At 69.0% G+C, this 24,596-nt stretch carries 26 protein-coding genes and 1 tRNA gene; 9 read left to right on the top strand and 18 right to left on the bottom strand.

From position 1 onward, the window contains the following. Window positions 1-153 precede the first annotated feature (153 nt). Window positions 154-1,428, top strand: a complete 1,275-nt coding sequence (locus tag DJ74_RS17870; protein WP_094524433.1) for an RNA-guided endonuclease TnpB family protein — start codon at window positions 154-156, stop codon at window positions 1,426-1,428. A gap of 370 nt (window positions 1,429-1,798) precedes the next feature. Here DJ74_RS17870 and DJ74_RS17865 read toward each other — a convergent pair whose 3' ends face one another. Then, entirely contained in the window at window positions 1,799-2,530 is a 732-nt protein-coding gene (locus DJ74_RS17865; RefSeq protein WP_094528171.1) for a DUF5781 family protein, read from the bottom strand. 81 nt (window positions 2,531-2,611) lie between these two features. Between DJ74_RS17865 and DJ74_RS17860 the strand changes: the two genes are divergently transcribed. Then, window positions 2,612-3,664 (top strand): hypothetical protein, encoded by a 1,053-nt coding sequence (locus DJ74_RS17860; RefSeq protein ID WP_094528169.1) that lies wholly within the window; start codon window positions 2,612-2,614, stop codon window positions 3,662-3,664. Window positions 3,665-3,686: 22 nt separating this feature from the next. On the opposite strand, the gene DJ74_RS17855 is transcribed toward DJ74_RS17860, so the two are convergent. The 4 genes from DJ74_RS17855 to DJ74_RS17840 form a co-directional block, all read right to left on the bottom strand. Continuing rightward, window positions 3,687-4,412 carry a queuosine precursor transporter gene (locus DJ74_RS17855; protein WP_094528167.1) on the bottom strand — a complete coding sequence of 242 codons (726 nt, stop codon included), beginning with the start codon at window positions 4,410-4,412 and terminating at the stop codon, window positions 3,687-3,689. Next, complete coding sequence (locus DJ74_RS17850) at window positions 4,405-4,599, bottom strand: CopG family transcriptional regulator (protein ID WP_094528165.1); 195 nt, start codon at window positions 4,597-4,599, stop codon at window positions 4,405-4,407. The genes DJ74_RS17855 and DJ74_RS17850 overlap by 8 nt, the downstream gene beginning before the upstream one ends. A gap of 419 nt (window positions 4,600-5,018) precedes the next feature. Then, complete coding sequence (locus DJ74_RS17845; protein WP_094525025.1) at window positions 5,019-7,487, bottom strand: RND family transporter; 2,469 nt, start codon at window positions 7,485-7,487, stop codon at window positions 5,019-5,021. Beyond that, window positions 7,488-9,182 (bottom strand): COG1361 S-layer family protein, encoded by a 1,695-nt coding sequence (locus tag DJ74_RS17840; RefSeq protein WP_094528163.1) that lies wholly within the window; start codon window positions 9,180-9,182, stop codon window positions 7,488-7,490. Between the two features lie 246 nt (window positions 9,183-9,428). On the opposite strand from DJ74_RS17840, the gene DJ74_RS17835 reads away from it, so the two are divergent. Both DJ74_RS17835 and DJ74_RS17830 read left to right on the top strand, forming a co-directional pair. Beyond that, window positions 9,429-10,046 carry a TetR/AcrR family transcriptional regulator gene (locus tag DJ74_RS17835; protein ID WP_094528161.1) on the top strand — a complete coding sequence of 206 codons (618 nt, stop codon included), beginning with the start codon at window positions 9,429-9,431 and terminating at the stop codon, window positions 10,044-10,046. Window positions 10,047-10,405: 359 nt separating this feature from the next. Then, a complete protein-coding gene (locus tag DJ74_RS17830; protein ID WP_094525022.1) occupies window positions 10,406-10,996 on the top strand; it encodes a 50S ribosomal protein L15e in 591 nt (196 codons plus the stop codon). 222 nt (window positions 10,997-11,218) lie between these two features. On the opposite strand, the gene thsB is transcribed toward DJ74_RS17830, so the two are convergent. From thsB to DJ74_RS17810, 5 genes are all read right to left on the bottom strand, one after another. Next, window positions 11,219-12,865: a thermosome subunit beta gene (gene thsB / locus DJ74_RS17825; protein ID WP_094528175.1), complete on the bottom strand. Its 1,647-nt coding sequence runs from the start codon at window positions 12,863-12,865 to the stop codon at window positions 11,219-11,221. 382 nt (window positions 12,866-13,247) lie between these two features. Next, window positions 13,248-13,412 carry a hypothetical protein gene (locus tag DJ74_RS19360; protein ID WP_170938361.1) on the bottom strand — a complete coding sequence of 55 codons (165 nt, stop codon included), beginning with the start codon at window positions 13,410-13,412 and terminating at the stop codon, window positions 13,248-13,250. 176 nt (window positions 13,413-13,588) lie between these two features. Further along, window positions 13,589-13,670 (bottom strand) — tRNA-Ser (locus DJ74_RS17820). A gap of 27 nt (window positions 13,671-13,697) precedes the next feature. Further along, on the bottom strand, window positions 13,698-14,015 hold the full coding sequence (locus tag DJ74_RS17815; protein ID WP_094528159.1) for a hypothetical protein: 318 nt from the start codon (window positions 14,013-14,015) through the stop codon (window positions 13,698-13,700). After that, window positions 14,016-14,396, bottom strand: a complete 381-nt coding sequence (locus tag DJ74_RS17810; RefSeq protein WP_094528158.1) for a Rid family detoxifying hydrolase — start codon at window positions 14,394-14,396, stop codon at window positions 14,016-14,018. Window positions 14,397-14,565: 169 nt separating this feature from the next. Here DJ74_RS17810 and DJ74_RS17805 point away from each other — a divergent pair, with 169 nt between their 5' ends. Further along, window positions 14,566-14,976, top strand: a complete 411-nt coding sequence (locus DJ74_RS17805) for a hypothetical protein (protein WP_094525019.1) — start codon at window positions 14,566-14,568, stop codon at window positions 14,974-14,976. 67 nt (window positions 14,977-15,043) lie between these two features. On the opposite strand, the gene DJ74_RS17800 is transcribed toward DJ74_RS17805, so the two are convergent. From DJ74_RS17800 to DJ74_RS17790, 3 genes are all read right to left on the bottom strand, one after another. Beyond that, window positions 15,044-15,856: a molybdopterin-synthase adenylyltransferase MoeB gene (locus DJ74_RS17800; RefSeq protein WP_094525018.1), complete on the bottom strand. Its 813-nt coding sequence runs from the start codon at window positions 15,854-15,856 to the stop codon at window positions 15,044-15,046. A gap of 142 nt (window positions 15,857-15,998) precedes the next feature. Then, complete coding sequence (locus DJ74_RS17795) at window positions 15,999-16,409, bottom strand: HalOD1 output domain-containing protein (RefSeq protein WP_094528157.1); 411 nt, start codon at window positions 16,407-16,409, stop codon at window positions 15,999-16,001. After that, window positions 16,393-16,824: a hypothetical protein gene (locus DJ74_RS17790; protein ID WP_094525016.1), complete on the bottom strand. Its 432-nt coding sequence runs from the start codon at window positions 16,822-16,824 to the stop codon at window positions 16,393-16,395. Before DJ74_RS17790 ends, DJ74_RS17795 begins: the two co-directional genes overlap by 17 nt. A 224-nt stretch (window positions 16,825-17,048) precedes the next feature. On the opposite strand from DJ74_RS17790, the gene DJ74_RS17785 reads away from it, so the two are divergent. Then, on the top strand, window positions 17,049-18,107 hold the full coding sequence (locus tag DJ74_RS17785; protein WP_094525015.1) for an ornithine cyclodeaminase family protein: 1,059 nt from the start codon (window positions 17,049-17,051) through the stop codon (window positions 18,105-18,107). Window positions 18,108-18,155: 48 nt separating this feature from the next. Further along, window positions 18,156-18,764 (top strand): dihydrofolate reductase, encoded by a 609-nt coding sequence (locus DJ74_RS17780; protein ID WP_094525014.1) that lies wholly within the window; start codon window positions 18,156-18,158, stop codon window positions 18,762-18,764. A gap of 67 nt (window positions 18,765-18,831) precedes the next feature. Here the strand turns inward: DJ74_RS17780 and DJ74_RS17775 are convergent, their stop codons facing one another. The 5 genes from DJ74_RS17775 to gatB form a co-directional block, all read right to left on the bottom strand. Then, window positions 18,832-19,611, bottom strand: a complete 780-nt coding sequence (locus DJ74_RS17775; protein WP_094528155.1) for a 23S rRNA (uridine(2552)-2'-O)-methyltransferase — start codon at window positions 19,609-19,611, stop codon at window positions 18,832-18,834. Between the two features lie 134 nt (window positions 19,612-19,745). Further along, window positions 19,746-20,189, bottom strand: coding sequence for a hypothetical protein (locus DJ74_RS17770; protein ID WP_094528153.1), 444 nt, complete (start codon window positions 20,187-20,189; stop codon window positions 19,746-19,748). A gap of 80 nt (window positions 20,190-20,269) precedes the next feature. Further along, window positions 20,270-20,860 (bottom strand): GNAT family N-acetyltransferase, encoded by a 591-nt coding sequence (locus DJ74_RS17765; protein ID WP_321166845.1) that lies wholly within the window; start codon window positions 20,858-20,860, stop codon window positions 20,270-20,272. Then, window positions 20,857-21,105, bottom strand: coding sequence for a ubiquitin-like small modifier protein 2 (locus DJ74_RS17760; RefSeq protein ID WP_094528151.1), 249 nt, complete (start codon window positions 21,103-21,105; stop codon window positions 20,857-20,859). Before DJ74_RS17760 ends, DJ74_RS17765 begins: the two co-directional genes overlap by 4 nt. Window positions 21,106-21,138: 33 nt before the next feature. Then, entirely contained in the window at window positions 21,139-22,626 is a 1,488-nt protein-coding gene (gene gatB / locus DJ74_RS17755; RefSeq protein WP_094528149.1) for an Asp-tRNA(Asn)/Glu-tRNA(Gln) amidotransferase subunit GatB, read from the bottom strand. 522 nt (window positions 22,627-23,148) lie between these two features. Between gatB and DJ74_RS17750 the strand changes: the two genes are divergently transcribed. Both DJ74_RS17750 and DJ74_RS17745 read left to right on the top strand, forming a co-directional pair. Continuing rightward, window positions 23,149-23,844 carry a phosphoribosyltransferase gene (locus DJ74_RS17750; protein WP_094525009.1) on the top strand — a complete coding sequence of 232 codons (696 nt, stop codon included), beginning with the start codon at window positions 23,149-23,151 and terminating at the stop codon, window positions 23,842-23,844. An 11-nt stretch (window positions 23,845-23,855) separates the two neighbouring features. Then, window positions 23,856-24,497, top strand: coding sequence for an HD family hydrolase (locus tag DJ74_RS17745; RefSeq protein ID WP_094528147.1), 642 nt, complete (start codon window positions 23,856-23,858; stop codon window positions 24,495-24,497). Window positions 24,498-24,596 lie beyond the last annotated feature (99 nt).

Genomic DNA, 24,596 nt, shown 5'->3' with positions numbered 1-24,596 from the left:
TTATGAAAGTTACAAGGCTAAAACCCCGTCCTTCAGGGCGGGGATACAGCCGACAAACCCTCCACTGACCGCGTTCGATAGCACAGCCCGATATGCCACGCCAACCGATATCATTAACAAAACGGTACGCATAACCAGTTATGAAGCCAGAAAATGGGTCGAACCATCCGAACCTTCGAGGCTACGATTACGAACCAGCAACAGGTTCGTGACGGCCTCGACCAACTCGGATGGGCTGCCTCAAAGCTCTGGAACGTCGGTCGCTACTACGCACAAGAACAGTGGGACGAAACGGGCGAGATTCCCGATGATGGGGAACTCAAAGCCGAACTCAAAGGCCACAAACGCTACACGGACTTGCATTCTCAATCCAGTCAGCGCGTTCTCGAAGAACTCGCTGAAGCGTTCAACGGCTGGTTCGGTAAGCGCCGGAACGGCGACAACCGTGCCCGACCGCCCGGCTACCGCAAAAACGGAGACTCTCACCCACGTTCAACCGTGTCGTTCAAATCGGCTGGTTTCAAGCACGACGGACAGTTCACCCGTGTCCGCCTCTCGAAAGGCCGTAACCTCAAAGAACACCGTTCAGACTTCATCCTCTGCGAGTACCAGACTCGTCCGGACGTTGACCTGACCAAGTGGGACATTCAACAAGTTCGAGCCGTCTACAAACGCGACGAGTGGCGGCTTCAATTCATCTGTCGCACCACCATCGACCCGGAACCACCGGGCGATGAGGTAGCTGGTGTAGACCTCGGGATATGCAACTTCGCCGCCGTCTCGTTCGGCGGAGAATCCGTGTTGTATCCCGGTGGCGCACTCAAAGAAGACGAATACTACTTCACGAAGAAGAAAGCCAAGTGCGACGATTCTTCGTCCCGTGAGGCTACCCGTCTTGACCGAAAGCGAACGGGTCGCCGGACGCACTTCTTGCACGCACTCTCGAAAGCAATCGTAGAGGAGTGCGTCGAACGAGGCGTCGGAACCCTTGTCGTGGGCGACCTCGGCGGCATCCGAGAAGGCAACAAGAACGGCAAACCCCGAAATTGGGGCGACCACGGTAATCTCGACTTGCACGGGTGGGCGTTCGACCGATTCACGACGCTTCTGCACTACAAGGCTGAAGCGGAAGGCATCGACGTGGAGTTGGTGTCCGAACGCGATACGTCGAAGGCGTGTTCGGCGTGCGGCCACACAGATGACAACCAGCGAGTTGAACGCGGTCTGTACGTGTGTGAGAAGTGCGATACGGTTGCGAACGCGGACGTGAACGGTGCGGAGAACATTCGACAAAAGGTACTCCCGAGTCTCGCCACAGATGGCGGTGATAGGGATAACGGCTGGTTGGCACAGCCAGCGGTTCACCTGTTCGACCGTAGTGAGGGTGTTTTCGCCCCACGAGAACAGGTTGTTAACCGCGAATCTTAATATCCCAACGCGGGAATCCTCGCCCTTCAGGGCGGGGAGGATGTCAAACGGACGTTTTCGTCAGTGGCGCGGAGAGGATTCGCCGACACCGTGTCGATTTATAAATAACCGTCGTCGCCAGCGGCGCGTAGTACATCCGTGAGGTCCCAGCCGCTCGGCCGTACGCGGTTGAAACCAGATCTCCGGCGAACGGCTCCAAAGCCCCAGCCTCGTCGCTGGCGCCGACGGCGCCAGCGACTCCCTCGCGCGTGCTCCTCGGCCGCGAGGCGGCCTCGCAGGCACGCGCCGACCGCACTGTTCATTTATAAATGATCGTCCCCAGTCGCTCGTACCGCGTTTGAACCGTCGCCCTCAACCCTTCCCCGCGCTCTCACACCGCGTACGCCCGCGCGGCGCCGACGAGCGCCTTGCGGTAGTCGCTCTCGGTGGGGTCGGGACCGAGCGCGAGGAACCGCTCCTTGAACGCGTCGACGTCGACCGAATCGGTGTCGCTGCCGGCGGCGCGCGCGAGGTCGTAGATCCGGTGGTCCGGGCCGGCGATGTCGTGGCGCTCGATGAGCGCGAGCGCGAACGCGGCGTTGACCGCGGTGATCTCCGGGTCGGCGCCGGCCGTCACGGGCGGCGAGCCGTCCCGCGAGACGGCCGGGCGGTCGGCCACCGCCGCCGCGAGGGTGGACTCCAGGAAGCCGAGGAGCTTGTCCGCGGGCGCGACGGAGAGGGTGATGTCGTCGGCGTAGATGTCTTTCATGTGGTTCGCGATTTGGTAGCAGTGAGCGAGCTTGCGGCGCTCCACTTTCTCCCCGGCGAGGCCCAAGTACAGCGCCTCCTCGGTCGACTGGACGTGAGAGGCGTGGCCCTCCTCGTAGCGGGCCATGTGCGAGAGCTCGTGGACGGCCAGCTCGCGGGCCATCGCGCTGGTGGCGGCGCGCTTCGAGACGTTGAGGACGTGGTAGCCGTCGTAGTGACCGGCCCACGTCCGCTCGTCGGGGTCCCCGCGCACCTTCACGTGGACGGGGTCGGCCAGCGAGCACTCGGTCTCGAACAGGTCGGCGGCGCCGAGAAACGGGTCGGGGGGAACGTCACCCTGCACGCGGAGATCCATGCTTACCGTTCACACGGCAGCGCCGGGTAAGTCTCTTGCGCCCGTCGAAGGCTTTTGTCGCGACGCGTCGAACTCCGTACCATGCGCACACGCGTCTACGCGGCCTACGACGACGGGCTCAGAGTCGTCGACCCCGAGACGGGGGCGGTCGACGAGCGGCTGGCGGACCGCGCGGTCGAGTGCCTCTTGATCGCTCCCGGCGCCGAGCGGAGCGACGGGGCCCGGCCCGCGGCCGCCCGCGCCCGCGTGTTCGCCGGGACGTTCGACGCCGGGCTGTTCCGCTCCGTCGACGGCGGCGAGACGTTCGACCGGGTCGCCGCCGAGACGCTCGGACCCGGCGGCTCGGGCCCGGACGCGGTCACCGCGGTCGCGGCGAGCCCGCACGACCCCTCGGTCGTCTGGATCGGAACGGAGCCATCGCGGGTCTACCGCTCGACCGACGGCGGGGAGACGGTCGAGCCGGTCGGGGGATTGACCGCCGTTCCGTCGGCGTCCGAGTGGTCGTTCCCGCCGCGTCCGGACACCCACCACGTCCGGTGGATCGAGCCCTGCCCGGCGGACCCGGAGCGGTGGTTCGTGGGCGTCGAGGCGGGCGCGCTCGTCGTCACGCCGGACGGCGGGGAGACGTGGGTCGACCGGCCCGAGGGCTCCCGGCGCGACAACCACGCGCTCGCGACGCACCCGGACGCGCCCGACCGGGTCTACGCGGCCGCGGGCGACGGGTTCGCGGAGAGCCGCGATCGGGGGCAGACGTGGCGCGCCGTCGACGCTGGGCTCGCCCACGGCTACGTGTGGGGGATCGCCGTCGACCCCGGCGACCCGGAGACCGTCCTCGTGAGCGCGGCGTCGGGCGCGGGCGCGGCGCACCGCCGCGGCGAGGCGTACCTGTATCGCCGGACTCCGGGCGTCGACTCCGCCTCGGGGCCGCGCTTCGAGCGGCTCGACGACCGGGGGATCCCCACCGGCGAGGGCACCTACCGAGCGGTCCTCGCGAGCGGGCGGGAGTCCGGAGAGATCTGGGCGCTGCACGACGAGGGACTGTATCGCACCGGCGACGCCGGCGACTCCTTCGAGCGCGTGTCGGCGACCCTGCCCGGGCGAGCCGCGCGGGCGCTGGCCGTCGGGAGCGACTGACCGGCGAGTAACCGGAGGGGGGTTACTCCCGAACGGCGCCCACGACGAGGTAGACGATCGGGGTGTCGAGGACGGCGATCGCGAGTTTGAGGAGGTACTGGCCGAGTCCGAGCGCGAGGAGGAGCGACGGGTCGAACGGCTCGCCGGTGCCGAGCAGGATCGGCGCCGCGTAGAACGCGACGCTCACGAAGATGGCGGTGTCGAGCGCCTGACTCGTCGCGGTCGAGGCGACGTTGCGCAGCCACAGCATGTCGGGACCGGTGCGGTCGCGGATCGCGTGGAAGACGAACACGTCCCAGTTCTGGCTCACCACGTACGCGAGCAGGCTACCGGCGACGACCCCGGTCGCCGGGGCGAGCGCGGTCTCGAACGCGGCCGAGACCTCGGGGTTCACGCCCGGGGCGGCGAGCGTCGACCAGACCAAGGCGAGCACGAGGAAGTTCGCGAGGAACGCGACGTTGACGACCACCTGCGTCGCGCGGCGGCCGTACAGCTCGGCGTAGCAGTCGGACGCGAGGAACGTCAGCGCGTACGCGAGCGCGGCGCCCGGAAGGGTGATCTCGGGGCCGACGACCGGGAGCGCGACCGGGAGCGGGAGCGCGATCACCTTCGCGGCCGTGAGCTGTGCGGTCGCGAGCGCGACGACGAACAGGGTGATCAGTCCGACCGCCGCGAGCGCGGCGCGGTCGAAGGGGTCGACCGCGAAGGGGCCGCCGGTCCCGGTGGCGCCCCGCGTCCGGCTACTCATCGCTCGCCTCGTCGCTCGCGGCTTCGAGCCGGCCGTGGCGCGCGTCGATCTCGTCGAGCAGATCGAGCGTCTTCCGGATCGACGCTCTGACGGCGTCGCTGCGGTTCACGAACTTCCCGTCGTCGCCGACGTGCTCGTCGAGGTCCTCGAGCAGTTCGCCCGGGATCTCGACGCTTATCTTGGGCATATCGTTCCGTCCACTCCGGATTACTAAGAGCGTTCTTATTCGAGGACTCTCTCGGGAATATCGTCCGGGCAGCGTCGCGGTTCGGTCGATTCGCGGTCGTCGCCGTCGATCGGTCTGATCGCGGGCCGCGCGAGCGCGGCGTGTGCCTCCGCGGGTCGACCCGCGGCGAGCCGACGCCGGGGTAACCGCCCGGAGCGTCGGGGGAACGCGACGCGGTCGGGTACGACCCCCTACCCGAAGTCGCAGGAGTCGCCGGCGGCTTTCAGCCGGCCGCAACGAGAGGTTGCGCTTTCGCCCCGCGTTCGACCGCGCCGGGGGACTTGTACGGCCTCCGCGGGCTTGACCTTCTTGCAGGTGGGCGCTCCCGGCGCACGAACGGCGCGGGCGGCGCGACGGCGAACCGCTCTCGGGGTCGGCCCTTAAGCGTCGCGGGCGCGGCCGACGACCGAGCCGCCGTTCTGATAGTCGTCCCACAGGAACAGCGCCGGCGGCAGCGCGACCACCGAGAGCACGAACGAGTAGACGACGCTCAACGCGATCAACAGCCCGAAGTCGCCGAGCACGGGCGTGATGGCGAGCGCGAGAGCGCCCGTACCGAGCGCCGTCGTGAGCATGCTACCCGTGAGCGCGCCGCCGGTCCCGGTCAGCGTCGTGCGGAGCGAGGCCGCGACGTCGTCGTTCTCTTTGAACTCGTCGATGAACCGGGCGGTGATGTGGACGGAGTAGGCGATCCCGATCCCGATCGCGATAGAGAGGATCGTCGCGGTCAGGGCGTTGAGCGGCAGCCCGAGCAGCCGCATCGTTCCCACCAACGAGGCGACGGCGATCACGATCGGGAACACGTTCACGATCCCGAGCAGGGGCATCCCCTCTAAGACCCCGTAGGTGATCACGAGGAACACGCCGGTCAACACCACGGCGAGGACGAGGCCCTGAATCGCCGACTCGAAGATGATCCCCGTGATCGCGTCGAAGACGACGATCTGGCCGGTCGCGGTCGCGGTGTAGCGGAACCGGTCCGCCTGTTCGCTCGCGTCGGCGGCGATCTCACTCTGCGTCGCGCCGCTCTCGACGGTGTACTCGATCTGTGCCCCCCGGCGGTCGTCGGTGAGATACCGCGACGCCCGGTCCCCGGCGGGCGAGTCGAACAGCTCCTCGTAGATGCGTTCGAGATTCCGGTCGGGTATCCCGTTTCCGTCCCTGTCGTTGCGCGCGACCAACGCCGCGAACTCCTCGTCGGACCGCGCGTGCGACCGTATCACCGTCAGGATGCTCGTCGTCTCGGCCCCGCCGTTCGGCCCGACGGCGAGCGTCCCCGGGGGATCGTCGTTGGGCTCTGCGAGGGCCTCTAACGCGTGGTCCTCGCGTAACGACCCCTCTACAAATATCGTTATCGACGCGTCCTGGCTCGCCGCGAAGTTGTCCTCGAGCAGGTTCAGCGTCTCCGTCACGGTGTAATCGCCGGGGGCGAACGGCTCCGGGATGTACTCCACGTACCCCGCTTCCTCCTCCGGCGGGAGGAAGTCCTCCTGTTCGAACGTCGTGTCGATGCCCGCGCCGTACGCGCCGAGCCCCGCGGAGGCGACGAGGAGGACCGCGATGAACACCGCGGGCGCGCGCTCGCCGACCGTCACGGAGACGGACAGCAACCGGCCGAGCGCCGACTCCTCCGAGGCGATCGGCGTCGACCCGAACTCCGGGACGCCGTAGCGCTCGCGGAGCCGGTCGATCTCCAGCTTCGCCGCCGGGAGGAACAGCCCGAAGATCAGGAAGGTGAACACGATCCCGACCGCCGAGACGACCCCGAGGTTCCGGATCGGGTCGAGGTCGGAGACGACGTTCGCGCCGAACCCGAACACCGCGGTGACGGTGACGATGACGAAGGCGATCGCCAGCTGGTTCGCCGCGATCCGCATCGCGGGGACGGCGTCGTACCCCTGCACCGTCTCCTCGCGGTAGCGGTTGACGAAGTGGATCCCGAAGTCGACGCCGACCGCCAGCAGCAACACCGGCACCGCGATCTGCTGTTGGTCGAACGGTATCCCGGAGAAGCCCAGGAATCCGAAGGTCCAGATCAGCGTCATCAACAGCGCGAACAGCCCGAGCGCGAGATCGATCGGGTCCCGGTAGGCGACGACGAGGAAGCCCAACAGCAGGACCACGACGATGGGCATGACGATGAGCAGCGAGTCGCCGATGATCTGCCCCGTCTCGGCGTTGATGATCCCGGAGCCGAACACGCGGACGTCGGCCGGGCTGTCGTCGGCGAGCGCGCGGACGTCCGTCTGAAGCCCCTGCAGGTCGTCGAAGCCGCTCGGGACGTCGTGGGAGATCACCGTCACCGTCGTCGACGCCGACGCCGAGTTCGGGTTGAAGTCGTCCGAGACGACGGCCGAAAACCGCTCGCTCTCGCTCGCCCGCCGGATCGCCCGCCGGACCTCCGCGTCGGTCGCCGACTCGACCGCGCGCCGCTGGGCCGCCGGCGTCCGCGCCGTCGGGTCGAGCGTCTGCGCGACGACCGTCGCGGGGCCGTTCGCGGACGCCACGCGCAGGTCCTCCCGCTCGTCGAGCCGCTCTAACAGCCGGAGCATCGTGAGCAGCTCCTCGCGGTCGAGGACGTTCGTTCCGTCGTGGATCAGCTGCGTGGTCTCCTCGTCGGTCGCGAACGGGTCCTCGAACTCGGTCTCGATCGCGTCCAGCGCCTCCTGCTCCGGGAGGTCCTCGGAGAACCCCTCAGTAGCGTCGGTCTGCGTCTCGACGGCGGTCATCCCGCCGGCGAAGACGGCCGTCGCCACGAGGAACAGCGCGACGACGGCCCGCGGTCGCGTGACGATCAGCTCGTTGAGCCGCTCGACGTTCGCCTCGACCCACTGGCCCGCTCGACCCATCTATTCCCTCTGGAGCACGTACGCGCCGGCTCCGATCACGACCACCGCGACGAGGGCGACGAGACCGAGCCCCACGGGGAACCCGCCCTCGCCCTCCACGACGGTTATCGGCACCCGGGTCGTGTCCGACAGTTGGCTGTTACCGTCCGCGTCGTCGTAGCGGAAGTCGAACGATATCGGGTACGTCTTCGCCGTGCCCGAGCCCGCCGCCGACAGGTCGAAGGTGAGGGTCGTCGACTCGCCGGGCGCGAGCTCGGAGACGAACCCCTCGTCGTTGCCGCTGTCGAGGGGGGAGTCGGCGAACAGCCGCGCCTCGACGTCCCGGACCGGCTCGTCGAGGTTGTTCGTCAGCGTCACCTCGAGGGCGCGCTGTCCGCCCGCCTCGATCTCGCGGTCGTCGACTTCCACGAGGAACTGGTCCCGCTCCGGCTGCACCTCGTAGAGCAGCTCGACGTCCTGGTACGCGCGGGTCTCGAACTCGGCGTTGCGGTACCGGACCGCGATGTCGGCCGTCCGGTCGATCGCCTTCGCCTCCTCGCCGATCTCGACCGGGAGCCGGAACTCGCCGGACTCGCCCGGCGCCAGCGTGCCGACCGCGACGCTGCGCTCGATGGGGATCACGTTCTGGGACTGCTCGGCGAACTGAATCACCACGTTGCGTGCCTCGTCCGGCCCCTCGTTCGTCACGGTGCCGGTGATCTCGCCCTCCTCGCCGACGTGCAGGTCGGACTCGACGCCGGTGACCGAGAAGCGCTGTTCGGGCCCGGGGACCACGCCGGCGGAGACGCTCTCGTCGACGCGCTGGAGGCCCTGGCTCGTTTCGAACGTGACGGTCCCGCTCAGCGCGTACTCGCGGACGGGCGCGCCCGGTGCGAACCCGACATCGTACCGCACGGTCGTCGTCTCGCCGGGCGCCAGCTCGTCGATCCGGGCGGCGTCGCTGGCGCGTTCGCCGAACGCGAGGCCGCCGCTCGCGGACTCGAAGGCGACGGTCGCGTCGCGGGCGACGTCGGCGCCGACGTTCTCGATCTCGGCTTCGAGGGTTCCCTCGCCCCCGATCCGGGCGTCGGTCGTGACGTTCACGACCTCGAAGCGGGCGTCGTCTGAGATGCGGACGTCGACCTCGGCGTCGACGGTCTCCTCGCGGTCGATGGTGACGCCGCCGGACTGCTGGTAGGTGTACGAGTACTCCAGCTCGACGTCGAGCTCGTAACTCCCCTGCTCGACGTCCTCGGGGACGTTCACCGCGACGGTCGCCTCGCCCGGCCGGTTCTCGGTGACCGAGCCGATCGCGAGGGTGCCGGTCTCGACGTCGAGGGGGGTGCCGCCGGCGTCGGCGGTCACGCGGACGTTTCGCGCGGTGGTGACGATTTCGCGCGTCTGGCCGGTGCCGAGGTCCATGTCGCCGTCGTTCGATATCTGCAGGGTGAGCTCGTTCGTCCGCCCTGGAGTGAGGGTCGCGCTCGGGGTCGTCACGCTCAGCTCGGGCGAGCCTCGGACGAGCCCGCCTCCCGTCTGGAAGGGCGTCGTCCCGCCGGTCGCGGCGCCGGCGCTCGGCGTCGCGACCGCCGCGTCCGCGTCGAGGCTCGCCGCGCTCGCCTCCCCGGTCGGCGTCGCCCCCACGGCGAACCCGGCCGTCCCGCTCGTTACAAGCGCCAGTACCACGATCACGACGAGAACTGTGTTGCGTCTCATGCTGAATCGAACGTCGCGGCGGCGTCCCGCGGCCCCGCGTCGGGGGCCGGGCGGCCCGGATCCGGCGTCGAGCCGGGGTCACGAGTCCGCTTCGGCCGATCGCGTCGAACCGGGCCGTGCGTCGCAGCCGCGCGTTTCACGTCTGATCGTGAACCTACGAATCAATAACGTCTTTGTTTTTGGATTCGTAGCGACGGACATGAGCGCACATAGATCGGTCGGCGTCCACGGCCACGAGGACGAGCGATGAGCGGGTTCTCCGGCGAGGAGCGCGAGCGCATTCGAGCGGAACTCGTGGCGGCGGGCCGAGAGCTGTTCGAGCGCTTCGGATTCGAGCGCACGCGGATCAAGGACGTGACCGAGGCGGTCGACATCGGTACGAGCACGTTCTACCGCTTCTACGACTCCAAGGAGGCGCTGTACGTCGAGGTGCTCGTCGCGGAGCGCGAGGAGTTGGAGGCGTCGATCGCGGAGGCGGTCGCGGCGGTGGACACGCCCCGCGAGGAGGTGCGGGTCCTCCTGAAGACCACGCTCGCGGAGGTGCGGTCGAACCCCCTCATCTCCTCGCTCATCGTCGACGGGGAGCTCCGCGAGCTACAGGACCGGATCGCCGACGCCGAGGGCGAGGATGGGGGGATCGAGTCGGCGGCGTACGACTCGGGGCTGCCGTTCGCCGGCCGATTGGCCGATCTCGACGCGTTCCGATACGACGACCCGCAGCTGATCGACGAGCTGTTCGTCTCGCTCGTGTTCACCGCGCGCTCGCGGAACGCGCCGATCGGCGCCGACAGCGACGCCGCCTACGAGCGCGTCGAGGACGCGCTGATCGAGACGGTCGTCGACGGGCTGTTCGTCGACGCGTGACCCGCTCCGCGTCGGTGAGCGCCCCATCGATCGCTCCGCGTCGGTGAGCGCCCCATCGATCGCTCCGCGTCGGTGAGCGCCCCATCGATCGCTCAGGGTTATGACGACGCGGCCGCGTTCTCGCGTGCCACGCCAACCCACGCGAACGCCGTAGCGAAGCGGTTAAGGGCGAACCGCGGGAAGTACGAGCAACTCGCTGGTGCGGACACAGCGGGCACTCGCCGCCGGGGCCTCGTCGACGTCATCAGACCGCGTCTGATGGGCTGACGAGCGGAGCTCGTCAACGCCGTCGACGCTCCCCGGGACGAGACGAAATGTGGCCGCTTCGCGGCTGAATCGCAACCGTCCGCGGACAACATATGGCACGAAGCTTCTACTCGCACATCAAGGAGGCGTGGCGGTCCCCCAAGGAGGGGAAACTGGCAGAGCTGCAGTGGCAGCGAAAACAGCAGTGGCGCGACGAGGGCGCCATCGAGCGCATCGAGCGCCCCACGCGCCTCGACAAGGCCCGTGAGCTCGGCTACAAGGCCAAGCAGGGCGTGATCGTCGCTCGCGTGAGCGTCCGCAAGGGCGGCTCGCGCAAGCAGCGTCACAAGGCCGGTCGCCGCTCGAAGCGACAGGGCGTCAACCGACTCTCGCGCCGCAAGTCGATCCACCGGATCGCCGAGGAGCGCGCCTCGCGGAAGTACCGCAACCTCCGCGTGCTCAACTCCTACTGGGTCGGCGAGGACGGCTCGCAGAAGTGGCACGAAGTGATCCTCGTGGACCCCGCCCACCCCGCGATCGAGAACGACGACGACCTCGGGTGGATCACCTCGGACGACCACCGCGGGCGCGCCTTCCGCGGGCTCACCTCTGCCGGCACGAAGGGCCGCGGCCAGCGCACGCGCGGCAAGGGCACGGAGAAGACCCGTCCGAGCGTCACCGGCAACGACCGTCAGGGCAAGTAAGCCGACCGCGGTCCCGCCGGATTTCCCCGTTTATCAGCCGCTTAGTGACAACGCCGCCGCGGCTTGCGCAGTTCTCTGCTCGCAACGCTCGACCGACGAGCGCCGCGGCTCTCCGTGACTGGTTCGTGAAAAAACGAAAACGGGGAAACGCGAGCGTGCGTGTTCGAACGGCGGTACGCGGTCGGAGCGGGTCGCTGGTGGTGTCTTCCTACGGAACCTCGCTTACATCGCACCGCCCATGCCGCCCATGCCGCCCATGCCGCCGGCCGGGGCGCCGCCCTCGTCGTCGTCGCCGCCGGTCGACAGGTCGCCCGCGGAGATGATGTCGTCGATTTTCAGCACGAGGTTCGCGGCCTCCGCGGCGGAGGCGATCGCCTGCTCCTTCGCCTGGGCCGTCTCCACGACGCCGGCCTCGGCGGTGTCCTCGACCTCGCCGGAGAAGACGTTCAGCCCGGCGTGCGCGTCGCCGGCCTCGTGGGCCGCGCGCAGGTCGACGAGGAGGTCGATGGCGTCGAGTCCGGCGTTCTCGGCGAGCACGCGGGGGATGAGCTCCAACGAGTCGGCGAACGCCTCGACCGCGAGCTGCTCGCGGCCGGAGACGGAGTCGGCGTAGTCGCGGAGCCGACGGGCGAGCTCGACCTCGATGGCGCCGCCGCCGGGGAGCGTGCGGCCGTCGGAGACGGTCGTCGCGACCACGTCGATCGCGTCCTCGATGCCGCGCTCGATCTCGTCGACGACGTGTTCGGTCGTGCCGTACAGCAGGAGGGTGACGCCGTGGGCGTCCTCGCCCTCGACGTAGAACAGCCCCTCCTCCTCGTCGCGCTCGATCGAGCCGACCGCGAGGTCCTCCGCGGAGAGCGAGTCGAGGTCGGTGACGATCGGCGCGCCGAGCACGTTCTTGAGGAAGCCCAGGTCGGACTTCTTCGTGCGGCGGATCGCGAGAATGCCCTCCTTCGCGAGGTAGTGCTGTGCGAGGTCGTCGATCCCCTTCTGGCAGAAGACGACGTCGGCCCCGCTGTCGACGATCTGGTCGACCTTCTCGCGCAGCTGCTTCTCCTCCTGGTCGAGGAACTTCTGGAGTTGGTCGGGAGAGTCGACGTTGACGGAGGTGTCGACGTCGGCCTCCTCGACCTCGATCGGGTCGTTGAGGAGGAGGACGTCGGCCGACTCGAAGTCGGTCGGCATGTCGTCGTGGACGGGGTCCTTGTCGATCACCGCGCCCGAGAGGAGCTCGGACTCGCCGGCCGCGCGGCCGGTGCGGGTCTCGATGTTGAGGTTCGCCAGGTCGACGACGTGGGAGCCGTCGTCGGCCTCGACGGTGACGCCCTGGATCGCGCGGACGACGAGGTCGGCGAGGGTCTCCTTGTCGAGCTCGGCGCCCTTCCCGGTCATCGACGTCTCGGCGACGTTCTTCAGCGTCTCCGTGTCGTCGGGGTCGACCTCTGTGGCGACCTCGTCGACCTGCTCGCGGGCGTACTCGCTCGCGAGGTTGAAGCCCTTGATGACCGCCGTCGGGTGGATGTCCTGCTCGAGGAGGTCCTCGGCGTTCTTAAGCAGCTCGCCCGCGATCGCGACCGCGCTCGTCGTGCCGTCGCCGGCCTCGTCCTCCTGCGTCTCGGCGACCTCGACGATCATCTCGGCGGTCGGGTTGTCGATGTCCATCGTCTGCAGGATGGTGACGCCGTCGTTCGTGATGGTGACGTCGCCCATCGAGTCGACGAGCATCTTGTCCATCCCTTTCGGTCCGAGCGTCGAGCGTACGGACTCGGCGACGCCGCGCGCCGCGGAGATGTTGTACTCCTGTGCGTCCTTGTCCTTGACGCGCTGGGCGTCGTCGCCCATGATGATCATCGGCTGACCCTGCTGCATTCGCTGGCTCATACAGCGTTTGATTGATTGTGATTCTATATAAACCCGTCGTTGAGGAGCGATCGAGCGGAGCCCGGACCGACGGTCCGCGAGCCTCGGAAACCGCATGACTCCGGTTCGCTCTCTCGACATTTATGAGGATAGTTAGCACGGATCTTCACCGGAGCACGACCGCTGAACCCGGCTCGTTTATATGTGTCGTCGCTCGTCGCTCGCCGCGATACCGAGGTACGCGACCGACGACACGCGGCTCTCGGCGTCGGGTCGACCTCTGCAGGAAGCGGCGCGGGCGCGTCAACCTCGGAAGGAAGCGGCGTAGACGCGTCGCTCGCGGAGTTCAGTCACGGATGAAAAGCGGGGGGCGGCGTTCGGTCGCGAGCGCTCACCGATCGAACTCGTCCTCGTCGAGGTACTCCGAGTCGACCTCGTCGAGGGACGGTTCCGGCGGTTCCTCGGCGGCGTCCAGCTCGCGTCGGTTGAGGCGGCTCTCCAGCTGTCGGCGCTTGTTCCTCCCTTTCCGCTCGCGACCCGATTTCGTGTCTGGCATCGTCACCCGTGTCAACTATACCCACACATATGAGTCTTTTGTCGAGATACGAGACGGTTCAGCGACGTACGACCGGTCTAGCGACGTCAGAGGACGTTGAGCGACGGAGGGACGAGGACGTTGAGCGACGAAGCGGAGACGGCACGCGTCGCTCGTCGGTTTGCGTCGTCAAGGAACGCCAGGAGAGGGATTTGAACCCCCGATCCCGGAAGGGAACACGCTTTCCAGGCGTGCGCCTTACCACTCGGCCATCCTGGCTCAGTCTGAGGTAATCCGCTGTGACTGTTAAGTCCTTCTCTTCACGCGCTTCGCCCGCAGTCGGTGCTCGGCCGCGTAAGCGATTCCGCCCGACGCGACGGAGACCGCCGCGGCCAACCCGACTATCCCGCCGTATCCGACGGGGAGGTCGCCCGCGACGATCAGGAACCCCTGCGAGAGCACGAGAACGGCGAATCCGCCGACGATACCCCACAGCGCGGCCGATTTCGCTCTGGCGCGCCTCGTCGGCCGTGCGGGGGGCTCCGCCGCGTCTGCTCTCCCTCCGGTCTCGCCGTCCTCGCCGTCCTCGCCGCCCTCGCCGCCCTCGCCGCCCTCGCCGCCCATCTACTCGACGGCGGCGACGGCCTCGACCTCGACGCCGACGCCCTTCGGGAGCGCGCCAGCCTGCACCGCCGACCGCGCCGGCGGCGATTCGTCGAAGTAGCCCGCGTACGCCTCGTTCATCTCGTCGAAGTCGTCGATGTCGTCGAGGAAGACGGTCGTCTTCAGCACGTCCGTCGGCGTCGCGCCCGCCTCGTCGAGCACGGCGACGAGGTTGTCGAGGGCCCGCTCCGTCTGCTCGGCGATCGGCGCGTCGTCGAGCAGGTCGCCGCCGGGCGTCAGCGGTATCTGCCCGGCCGTGAACACGAGCTCGCCGGTCGTCGTCGCTTGGCTGTAGGCTCCGACCGCCTCGGGCGCCGCGTCTGTGTGGACGATCTCCTTCATACGCCCTCCCGTTCGGCGGGCCGCGGTAAGAGTACCGGGGACCGGAGCGGACCGCCGCTCGGGACCGGAGCGGATCCCGACGAGAGCGGACGGCCCCTCGGGCGGACCGGGACGGATCACCCCGCGCTCACCGCTGGTCATATATTCCTCGCCTGCTAACACACGACACATGACGGGAGGTAACCTCCTTCCGGTCGCCGCGGTGTTCGTCGCGGTGCTCGCCGCCAACGTCGCGCTCGCGTGGTTCCTCGCGAGACGGGACTGGGAGCCGCCCGGGGCGCTCGGCTCGACCGGCGACTCGTCGCCGTCGGACGCGGACGCCGAGGGCGACGCGGACGGCGCCCTGGCCGCCGGTCCGGAGTTCGCCGCGGGCGCCGACGCCGGCTCGGCGGCGACCGGAGCCGACCCGAACGGCGACCCGCCGCCGCTCGACGTCGACGGGAAGACCGTCGTCTGCCGGCACTGCGGGGCCGAGAACCGCCCCGACTTCCGCTACTGCCGGTGGTGCGTCCGGTCGGGGTTCGCCGCCGACGGCTCGGGCGCCGCGGGCGGCCCGACGATGACCGAGCGCTCGCTGTGAGCGGCGGTCGGATCGACCCCGCTTCGGCCGGCCGCGTCCACGGATCGCGGCGGGAGCGACGCGACCGCTAGTCCGCGTCCACGCGACAGCCGCCCGAGTAGTCGATCCCGTCGATCGTTTCGATACCGTCGTCGCCGCACACCGGACAGTCCGGATTGCGACGATACGGGACGGTCTCGAAGGTCAGGTCCATCGCGTCGTAAAACAGGAGCCGACCGTCGAGCGTCTCCCCGGCGTCGAGGAGGAGCTTGATCGCCTCGGTCGCTTGGATGCAGCCGACCGTGCCGGGAAGCACGCCGAGCACGCCCGTCGCCGCGCAGTCGGGAACCGTTCCGGGCTCGGGCGCCTCGGGGAACAGGCACCGGTAGCAGGGGCCGTCGGGGACGAGGGTCGTCGCCTGCCCCTCGAACTTGTAGATCGCTCCGTGGACGACGGGGAGCCCCTCGATGCGGGCCGCGTCGTTGACGACGTACCGCGTCCGGAAGTTGTCCGCGCAGTCGACGACGAGGTCGTACCCGGCCAAGAGGTCGTGGACGTTCCCCTCGTCGAGGCGCGTCTCGTGCGTCTCCACGTCGATATCGGGATTGAGTCGGTCGACGTACCGCGCCGCGGAGTCGACCTTCGGCTCGCCCACGTCGGCGTCGCCGTGGATCACCTGTCGCTGGAGGTTCGAGCGCTCGACGACGTCGTCGTCGACGACCCCGAGCGTCCCGACGCCCGCGGCCGCGAGGTACTGGACGACGGGCGCGCCGAGCCCGCCCGCCCCGACCACGAGGGCGCGCCCGTCGAGGAGCCGCTTCTGCCCCTCCGGGCCGACCTCGTCCATGATGACGTGCCTGGAGTACCGATCGAGTTGGTCGGCGTCGAGCGAGAGACTCATGGGTCGATATGGACGGTGAGACCGTATAATCGTGTTCCCGGCCCTCCGCGCCGTTCGCGTCCGCAGTCGTCTGCGATTCCGGAGCCCGTCTCCCCGCAGTCGTCGGCGATTCCGGAGCCCGTCTGACGGGCGGACCGTTCGATCACAGTCCGCCGGCGTCGTCGACCTCCTCCGCGGGCGACGTATTCGGATCCGGGTCCCCCGCCTCGATCCGCTCGTAGACCCGTATCCACCAGTCGCTCCCGACTTCGACGAGGTACTCGGTGTAGCGGAACTCGACGCTTCCCGTCCCTCTTCGGGCGCTCTCACCGGCGTTCAAACCGAGGAACGCCTGTTCGATTTCGGCCGCGTCGACCACCTCGTACAACGGCGGGGATTTCAGGCTGCTCGGAGAGACGTTCCCCGCGTCCGCGATCGCGGAGACGATCGCCGTCGTGAGTCCGTCGTCTCGCTCGGGTTCGTGGCGTCGCTCGACGACTTGACGCCAGCGAGCGCCTCCGTCGGGAAGCGGATCGCCATCACCGGTCGCCGCGGGGTCACCGGTCCCCGTCATCCCTGGAACCGCGACCGTGCGCCCGTCGATCGCCGTCGAGAGCGCTCCCCGTCCCTTCGAGTGCCGCCAGGACTCGGTCGGCGTTCTCGGCGGGCGAAATCGTCTCGCTCGCCTCGTCGAACGCGACGACGTTTTCCTCGACCAACTTGGGGACGTGCGCGTGATAGAGGGCGATGTACACCCGCTCTCGTTGTCGCTCGGTGACCGCGCGTTCGGGGACGTCGTTCTCCCACCCGGCGATCTTCGTCGCCAGATCGGTCAGCGACCGCTCCGCGTCTCCGAGAAGCGAATAACAGACGTATCGACGCCGAGCATGAGTTAACACCTCGTAGACGTGATCTGACTCCAGCATCTGCTGGGGAGAGCATACCTCAGTTACCGGATTCTCGAACCCGGTCTCGACTTCGTCAGTCATCGTCTTTCGAAGGCGCACCGAGGTATTAAAATCCTGTGTCAGCTTAATATATAATATCAGTAGAATGTGCGAATACTTTCTCGATTACGGGTTCCAACGGAACCACTGACGCAGCGTTTCCGGTGGACACCCGACGCATCGCCGCCTGTGGGTCCGACTCCGGGGTCCCCGTCCCCGCCGTCGATTCAACAGGGTTCAAGTACTCCTCTGGCAAAGCTTGCGACATGCAGACGCTGCTTTTGAACGCCGACGACGTCGACGAGAACGCTCGCATGGACCGCGTCATCGACGCGGTGCGCGGCGCGTTCACCGCCTACGAGCGCGGGAACGCGAAGATGCCCGCGAAGTCGTACATCGACCTCCCGGAGTACAACGGCGACTTCCGGTCGATGCCGGCCTACCTCGACGTCAGGACCGAGGACACCGACGAGGAGACCGGCTGGGACGCGGCCGGAATCAAGTGGGTGAACGTCCACACCGACAACCCCGCCGACCACGACCTCCCGACAGTGATGGGGACGATGATCTACTCCGACCCCGAGACGGCGTTCCCGCTGGCGATCCTCGACGGCACGACGCTCACGATGAAGCGAACGGGCGCGGCCGCCGCCGTCGCCACCGACCACCTCGCGGTCCCCGACGCGACCTCGCTCGGGATTGTCGGCGCCGGCGTCCAGTCGTACACCCAACTGGAGGCCATCGCCGAGGTCCGAGACATCCGAGAGGTCGTCGTGAGCGATCTCGACGAGGAGCGCGTCGCTCGCTTCGTCGACGCCTTCGACGACCGGTTCGACGTGCGGGCGGGTTCGATCAGTGAGGCCGGTCACTGCGACGTGCTCTCGACGGTGACGCCCGTCGAGGACCCAGTCGTCGGCGCCGACGACGTCGGCGATCACACCCATATCAACGCGATGGGCGCCGACGCCGCGGGGAAACACGAACTGGCTGACGAGCTCCTGCTGGACGCCACGGTCGTCATCGACGACCACGAGCAGTGCACCCACTCCGGCGAGATCAACGTCCCCTACGCGACGGGGACGCTCACGGACGAGGACATCTACGGCGAGATCGGAGAGATCGTCGTCGGGACCCGCCCCGGTCGGGCGGGGATCGACGCCGGCGGGAGCGCCCCCGGGACGGGCGCCGAGGGCGTCGCGGGCGTCACCGTCTTCGACTCCACCGGCCTCGCGATCCAAGACGTGGCGGCCGCCCGCGTCGTCTACGAGCAGGCCGACGCGGTCGACAACGGCTACCCGTTCGACCTGCTCGGCCTCGCGGAGTAGCCGGGGACGCCCCGACCGCTTTTTACCGCCGCCGCCCCTACCGATCCCGTGCAACTCGTCAGCGTCGCCGCGCTCGCGGAGAACCGGGTGATCGGGAACGACGGCGGCGTCCCGTGGCCGGATCTCCCCGAGGACATCCGCCAGTATCGCGAACGCGTCGCCGGCTCGCCGGTCATTTTAGGTCGACGGACCTTCGATTCCATGCGCGGCGACCTCCCCGGACGCCGACAGATAGTCGTGAGCCGCAGCGTCGACGCGGTGGACGTGCCGACCGCGGTGGTCGCCGACGGCGTCGACGAGGCGATCTCGCTCGCCCGCGAGCTCGTCGGCGAGCGGGCCGGCCTCGGAGCGGCGGACGGCGTCGCCGGCGGAACGGACGCCGCCGTCGCCGGCGAGACGTCGCCCGCCGGAACGGGCCCGGCCGACGACGTTCCGTACGCCGACCCGAACGCCCCCGTCTACGTCCTCGGCGGCGGGGCCATCTACGAGCTGTTCCAGCCGCACGTCGATCGGATGGCCCTCAGCCACATCGACGGCGCCTACGAGGGCGACACTCGGTTCCCCGCGTGGGACGAGACGGAGTGGCGCGTGGCGGACGAGACCGACTACGAGGGGTTCACCCTCCGCGAGTGGGCCCGGCGCCCGGACGCCTCCTGAGCGATACGTCGCCGACCGGCCGAAAAGCGGGCCGCTACTCGTCGCCGACCGGCCGAAAAGAGGGCCGCTACTCGCCGTCGTCGACGCGCTCGGCGAAGCCGAACCGGGGCTTCGCCTCGTCGATGACGACAGTCAGCGTCTCGCCGACCCCGGCGCCGGGGACGAAGACGGAGTACCCCTCGACGTACGCGATCCCGTCGCCCTCGTCGCCGAGCTCCTCGATCGTCACCTCCAGCCGGTCGCCCGCCTCGACGGGAGCGGTGTTGAGCCCCTTGGCGACGAGGTACACCTCCGAGGAGGAGTCCCGGGAGGCGGGCGGTGAGACGGTCCGGAGGTACTCGAACTCCGCGCGGACGTCCTCGCGGAAGGCGTCGAGGTCTTCTCCCTGGAAAGCCTTTACCACGAAGTCGCCGCCGGGCGCGAGCAGCTCCTCGGCCACGTCGAACGCCTGCCGCGCGAGGTGGATGGACCGGGCGTGGTCGAGGGAGTACTCGCCGGTCATGTTCGGCGCCATGTCCGAGAGCACCACGTCCGCGCCGCCCTCGCCGACCGCCTCGCGGAGGTAGTGACGGGTGCGTTCCTCCGTCATGTCGCCGCGGATCGTCTCCACGTCGTGCTCCTCGAGGTCGTCGATGCGCTGGAGGTCGACGCCGACGACGGTCCCCGACTCGCCGACCTCCTCGGCGGCGACCTGGAGCCACCCGCCCGGGGCGGCCCCGAGGTCGACGACGGTGTCGCCGCGCTCGAAGAGGTCCGACTTCTCATCGAGCTGTTTCAGCTTGTAGGAGGCCCGGCTCCGGTACCCCTGCTGTTTCGACCGGTTGTAGTACTCGTCTTTTCCGCTCATACGTCTCCCACCACGGATCGCGGTCGGGCGTTCGTCGAAACCGCGGGCGAATCGGCGTTCATACCCGGAACGAGGAGGTCGACCCGGAAATGGACATCGGATGCGAGCTCCCCCCGATCGGACGCGGGCTCCGGCTACTCGTCCGAGTGCCGTACCCGCGCTATCACTCGTTTGATCCGCGACGCGACCGCGGCCAGCGGTCCCCGCCCCGTCGACTCCGCCGCCGTCGCGGACTCCGACTCGGACTCGCGGTCGGGCTCCGATCGGTTCGCGACGATCGTCTCGTAGTTGTCGATCACCTGCTGTCGCTGTCGGTCCTTCGACTCGACGGTTCGTTCGAGCGCTTCGACCTCCGCTTCGAGCGCCTCCATCTCGGCCCTGAGCGCGTCCACCTGCTCGTCGAGCGCTTCGCGTTCGGCCGCGAGCGCGGCGACGCGGACGCGGTGGTGGTAGCCGGGACGGCGGTCGCTCGCCGAGCCCACCGACGCGGTTACTCGAAGCCGCGGACCGTCCTCGGAGTCCGCCGTCTCGACGTCGGTACCACCGGACGTCTCGGATGAGCCGGATGTAGAGGGCATTCTTGAGTGAGATATGTGTACACATACCACGTAGAAAAAGGTCAGTCAGCCGGGAGTCGGACGCGCCGCTTGCGGGCGGTTCACGACCGGTCGCGCCCGTTCACCGGCACCCGTCCCGCGAGGCGGTCCGAACCCCGGCCCGTGGCGTCGGTAGCGGCGTCGACGGGCCGGACGGCGAATCCGAGTCCCTCGTAGAACCCCCGGAGACCGGGGTCGAACGCCGCGGAGACGACCGAGACACCGGCGTCGCGCTCGGCGCGCCGGACCGCCGCGGCGACGAGCGCGGAGCCGACCCCGCGACCGCGACGCGCCCGCCTGACGGCCACGGCGTCGACGCGGAGTCGCTCCGGTTCGGGTCGCGTCGCGACCAGCGCGCCGACGACCGCGCCCGTCCGTTCGAATCGGGCGACGAGCGCGTCGCCGGCGTCGATCGCGGCGTCGACGACTTCGGGGTCCGTCTCCAGCATGGCGGCGTCGAGCACGCGGAGGACGTCGAGCCGGTCGTCGGGGTCGGCGGGTTCGACCGCGAACCCGCCGGGGGCCGTCGCCGCGGTGTCGCCGGCGCCGTCCGCGTCGTCTGCACCGTCCGCGCCGTCCGCGTCGTCTGCACCGTCCGCGCCGTCTGCGTCGTCTGCACCGTCCGCGCCGTCCGCGTCTCGCTCCCCGCTCACGCGCCGTCGTTCGCCGCGGTCCGGTCCCTCGCGTCGCCGTCCGTCGCGCCTCCCTTTACCAGTCGGAGCAGCCGGACCTCCTCGGCGTCGACGACGCGGTCGCCGGGGACCGGCGAGCCGTCGACGAGGGCCGACGCCTCCTGCGGGTGGTATCCCGCCTCGCGGATGAGGTCCGCGTAGGTCGCGTCGGCGTCGAGGTCGACCTCGCGGGTCCCCTCGCCGACGACATCGACGGCGACGTTCATCGGCGGAGCGCCTCGTCGGTGGTACGCATTCGGTTACCCGTCAAGCCGCTCGCGGAGCAGCCCGTTCACCTGTCCGGGGTCGGCGCTGCCGCCCGTCGCCTGCATCACCTGACCGACGAGGAAGTTGATCGCGCCCTCGTCGCCGTCGTGGTAGTCGGCGACCGCGTCCGGGTTGTCGTCGATCGCGGCGTCGACGGCGGCCTCGACCTCGCCGGAGTCGGCCACGCCGAGCCCCTCGCGCTCGATGACCGTCTCGGGGTCCTCGCCCGCGTCGAGCATCTCGCGTAAGACGACCTCCTCGGCGTTCTTGACGGTGAGCTCCTCGGCGTCGACCAGCTCGATCAGGCGCGTGAACTCGTCGAGCCGGTCCTCGACGTCCGTGATCGCCATCTCTCGGTAGTTGAGCTCGCCGAGCAGGTTGTCGGCGACCCAGGTCGCGGCGAGGTCTGGGTCGAACGACTCGGCGACGTCCTCGAAGAAGTCCGCGACCGCCTTCGTCGAGGTGAGCTTCGAGGCGGACTCGCGGTCGAGCCCGTACTCCTCGCGGAAGCGCTCCCGCCGGGCGTCCGGCAGCTCGGGGATCGGGATCTGCTCCTTCCAGTCCGACACCTCCAGCGCCGGGAGGTCGGCCTCCCGGAAGTAGCGGTAGTCCTTCTCGGCCTCCTTCGAGCGCATCGAGACGGTGACGCCGCGCGACTCGTCCCAGTGGCGCGTCTCCTGTTCGATCTCGCGGCCGCGACGGAGCACGTTCTCCTGTCGGGTGACCTCGTACGCGAGCGCCTGCTCGGCGCCCTTGTGGCTGGAGATGTTCTTCACCTCCGCGCGGTTCACGTCCGCGAGGGCGTCGTCGGTGATCGCCCCGTCGTCGGCGACCCGGTCCGCCGGGACTAAGGAGACGTTGGCGTCGACGCGCAGGCTCCCGTCGCGGGTCGGGTCGAAGACGCCGAGATATTCGAGGACCTCCTCCAGCTTCGCCAGGAACGCTCGGGTCTCCGCCGGCGACCGGAAGTCGGGCTCCGTGACGATCTCCATCAGGGGCGTCCCGGCGCGGTTGTAGTTCACGAGCGTGTGCGTCGCCGACTCGATGGAGCCGCCGGCGTGCTGGAGGCTCCCGGGGTCCTCCTCGAGGTGCGCGCGGGTGATCCCGACGGTCCGCGGTTCGCCGTCGACGCGGACCTCGAGCTCGCCGGACTGGCAGATCGGGGCGTCGTACTGGGTGAGCTGGAAGTTCTTCGGCAGGTCGGGGTAGTAGTAGTTCTTCCGGTGGAACGTCGTCGTCTCGGGGATGTCGGCGTCGATCGCCTTCCCCACCTTCACCGCGGCCTCGACGGCGGCCTCGTTCAGGACCGGCAGCGCGCCCGGGAGCCCGAGGCAGGTCGGGCACGTGCGCGTGTTCGGTTCCTCCTCGTCTCCGGGCTCCGTCGAACAGCCGCAGAAGATCTTCGTGTCGGTCTCGAGCTGGACGTGGACCTCCAGCCCGATCACGACCGTCCGCTCCTCCGTCGCGGCCTGAGTATTCATTACCGACCCGTTGCGGGCGGGCCACCTAAATCGTGTCGGGACCGATACGTCGTGTATTACCGCCGGAGTTGGGTGGATTCCGGCGTTCGTGGCCCCTTTCTCTCCGTCGTTCCCGTCGGTGGTGCGGAGAACACCTCCAAAGCTCCGGTCGCACGGTTATAAATCGTTGATTACGGACCGACGGAGAACACCTCCAAAGCCCCAGCCGGGAGGCGGGCGCACGCTCGCTGTGCTCCTCACTCGGTCGCTCACTTCGTTCGCTCCCTCGTTGCGGTGCTTGCGTCGCCTGCGCCCGCCTCCCGGCTGCCCCTTTGAGTCCCGCCCGCCTGCACCGCGACCGTACCTCACGCCTCCCCAGCCTCGTCGCTCGCGCGTGCTCCTCGCGGCCGCCGAGGGCGGCCACTCGGAGGCACGCGCCACCGCAGCGTTTTCCGAGTGAACCGCGCCGAAGTGCTCGCCTCGCTCTCCTCTCCGGCGGCGTTGCTAAACCCTTATGAGCGCGCGGGTGGGAGGAACGGCCGTATGAGCGACCTCCCGGACGACTTCGACTGCACCCTCACCAACTGGGAGTACATCTACGGGCTCTGCCGCAACGTCTCGAACGCGGTGAAACGGGCCGACTTCGAGCCGGACATGGTCGTCGCGCTCGCTCGCGGGGGCTGGTTCGCGGGGCGGTGCGTCTGCGACTTCCTCGGGCTCAACGACCTCACGAGCCTCAAGATGGAGCACTACGTCGGCGCGGCGGAGAAGACCGACGAGCCCCAGATCCGCTACCCCATGCCGGAGGGGAGCGTCGACGGAAAGAACGTCCTGATCATCGACGACATCGCGGACACCGGCGGCTCGATCCGCCGCGCCGAGGAGTACGTCGAGGACCGCGACGCCGCCGAGATCCGCACCGCGACGCTCCAGCTGCTCGGCACCTCCGAGTTCCAGCCTGACTTCGTCGGCGAGCGGCTCGAACAGTGGACGTGGGTCGTCTACCCGTGGAACTTCCTGGAGGACATGATCGACCTCACCGAGGGCGCGATGGAGCGTGCCGACCGGGATACCTTCGACCGCGAGGACGTCCGCCACTACTTGGAGGAGTACCACAGCATCGGCCGCATCGAGATGGAGGTCGCCCAGCCCGGCCGCCTCGACGAGGTGCTCGACGAGATGGTCCGCCGCGACGTGGCCGCGTCCGCCGGCGACGACGCCTGGACGCTCGCCGAGTAACCCCCCCCGCGATGGCCGGAGACGACCCGGAATCGGACGCTGAGCCCGCGATCGACGCCCTCCTCGACGCCTACGCGCTCAAGGACGAGCGGCGCACGGGCTGGCAGCTCCGCGGCGTCGGCGACCCCGAGTCGGTGGCCGCGCACGCGTGGGGCGTCGCCTACCTCGTCTTGGCGCTCGGCGACCGATTCCGCGAGGATCTCCCCGGGCTCGACCTCGACCGCGCGCTCCGGCTCGCCGTGGTCCACGACGTCGCCGAGGCCGAGACGGGCGACGTCGCGACCCGGGCCGACTCGACCGCTGACTCGGCGGATCCCGCGGCCAAGGAGGCCGCCGAGCGCGAGGCGATGGCCGACCTCGCCGGACCGCTCCCCGACCGCGTCCGCGACGCGTGGGAGTCGTACGAGGCCCGCGACTCGCCGGAGGCGATACTGGCGAAGGAGTGCGACCTCCTCGACGTCTGCCTGCAGGCGGTGATCTACGAGCGCGGCGACCGGTACGACCCCGCCGACGGCGAGCCGGACGCGTTCCGCGAGTACGACGACCTCGACGAGTTCTTCGCGACGACAGAGCCCCGCCTGCGGACCGATACCGGCCGGGCGCTGTTCGCCCGGCTCCGGAATCGATACCGAACAGCTCGCGACGAGGGATAGCCCGACGGTCGCCCTCCGGGGGCGCCCGAGCTGTTCGACGTTCGTCGAACCTCTAAAACGACGACTGTAGCCCCTCTGACGGCGGATTAGCGCCGAGAA

Source organism: Halorubrum sp. Ea8 (assembly GCF_002252925.1).
Lineage (GTDB): Archaea > Halobacteriota > Halobacteria > Halobacteriales > Haloferacaceae > Halorubrum.
The sequence above is the reverse complement of the archived record's forward strand: the minus strand, read 5'-3'. Positions and strand labels throughout refer to the sequence as shown.

Coding starts and splice junctions, on each gene's coding strand:
- DJ74_RS17795 (WP_094528157.1), bottom strand. CDS start 16,409: ATGACGGGGACCGGTGACCCCGCGGCGACCGGTGATGGCGATCCGCTT.
- gatB (WP_094528149.1), bottom strand. CDS start 22,626: ATGAATACTCAGGCCGCGACGGAGGAGCGGACGGTCGTGATCGGGCTG.
- thsB (WP_094528175.1), bottom strand. CDS start 12,865: ATGCAGCAGGGTCAGCCGATGATCATCATGGGCGACGACGCCCAGCGC.
- DJ74_RS17845 (WP_094525025.1), bottom strand. CDS start 7,487: ATGGGTCGAGCGGGCCAGTGGGTCGAGGCGAACGTCGAGCGGCTCAAC.
- DJ74_RS17810 (WP_094528158.1), bottom strand. CDS start 14,396: ATGAAGGAGATCGTCCACACAGACGCGGCGCCCGAGGCGGTCGGAGCC.
- DJ74_RS17770 (WP_094528153.1), bottom strand. CDS start 20,189: ATGCCCTCTACATCCGGCTCATCCGAGACGTCCGGTGGTACCGACGTC.
- DJ74_RS17835 (WP_094528161.1), top strand. CDS start 9,429: ATGAGCGGGTTCTCCGGCGAGGAGCGCGAGCGCATTCGAGCGGAACTC.
- DJ74_RS17760 (WP_094528151.1), bottom strand. CDS start 21,105: ATGAACGTCGCCGTCGATGTCGTCGGCGAGGGGACCCGCGAGGTCGAC.
- DJ74_RS17840 (WP_094528163.1), bottom strand. CDS start 9,182: ATGAGACGCAACACAGTTCTCGTCGTGATCGTGGTACTGGCGCTTGTA.
- DJ74_RS17865 (WP_094528171.1), bottom strand. CDS start 2,530: ATGGATCTCCGCGTGCAGGGTGACGTTCCCCCCGACCCGTTTCTCGGC.
- DJ74_RS19360 (WP_170938361.1), bottom strand. CDS start 13,412: ATGCCAGACACGAAATCGGGTCGCGAGCGGAAAGGGAGGAACAAGCGC.
- DJ74_RS17790 (WP_094525016.1), bottom strand. CDS start 16,824: ATGACTGACGAAGTCGAGACCGGGTTCGAGAATCCGGTAACTGAGGTA.
- DJ74_RS17830 (WP_094525022.1), top strand. CDS start 10,406: ATGGCACGAAGCTTCTACTCGCACATCAAGGAGGCGTGGCGGTCCCCC.
- DJ74_RS17750 (WP_094525009.1), top strand. CDS start 23,149: ATGAGCGACCTCCCGGACGACTTCGACTGCACCCTCACCAACTGGGAG.
- DJ74_RS17870 (WP_094524433.1), top strand. CDS start 154: ATGGGTCGAACCATCCGAACCTTCGAGGCTACGATTACGAACCAGCAA.
- DJ74_RS17850 (WP_094528165.1), bottom strand. CDS start 4,599: ATGCCCAAGATAAGCGTCGAGATCCCGGGCGAACTGCTCGAGGACCTC.
- DJ74_RS17805 (WP_094525019.1), top strand. CDS start 14,566: ATGACGGGAGGTAACCTCCTTCCGGTCGCCGCGGTGTTCGTCGCGGTG.
- DJ74_RS17855 (WP_094528167.1), bottom strand. CDS start 4,412: ATGAGTAGCCGGACGCGGGGCGCCACCGGGACCGGCGGCCCCTTCGCG.
- DJ74_RS17785 (WP_094525015.1), top strand. CDS start 17,049: ATGCAGACGCTGCTTTTGAACGCCGACGACGTCGACGAGAACGCTCGC.
- DJ74_RS17745 (WP_094528147.1), top strand. CDS start 23,856: ATGGCCGGAGACGACCCGGAATCGGACGCTGAGCCCGCGATCGACGCC.
- DJ74_RS17815 (WP_094528159.1), bottom strand. CDS start 14,015: ATGGGCGGCGAGGGCGGCGAGGGCGGCGAGGGCGGCGAGGACGGCGAG.
- DJ74_RS17800 (WP_094525018.1), bottom strand. CDS start 15,856: ATGAGTCTCTCGCTCGACGCCGACCAACTCGATCGGTACTCCAGGCAC.
- DJ74_RS17860 (WP_094528169.1), top strand. CDS start 2,612: ATGCGCACACGCGTCTACGCGGCCTACGACGACGGGCTCAGAGTCGTC.
- DJ74_RS17775 (WP_094528155.1), bottom strand. CDS start 19,611: ATGAGCGGAAAAGACGAGTACTACAACCGGTCGAAACAGCAGGGGTAC.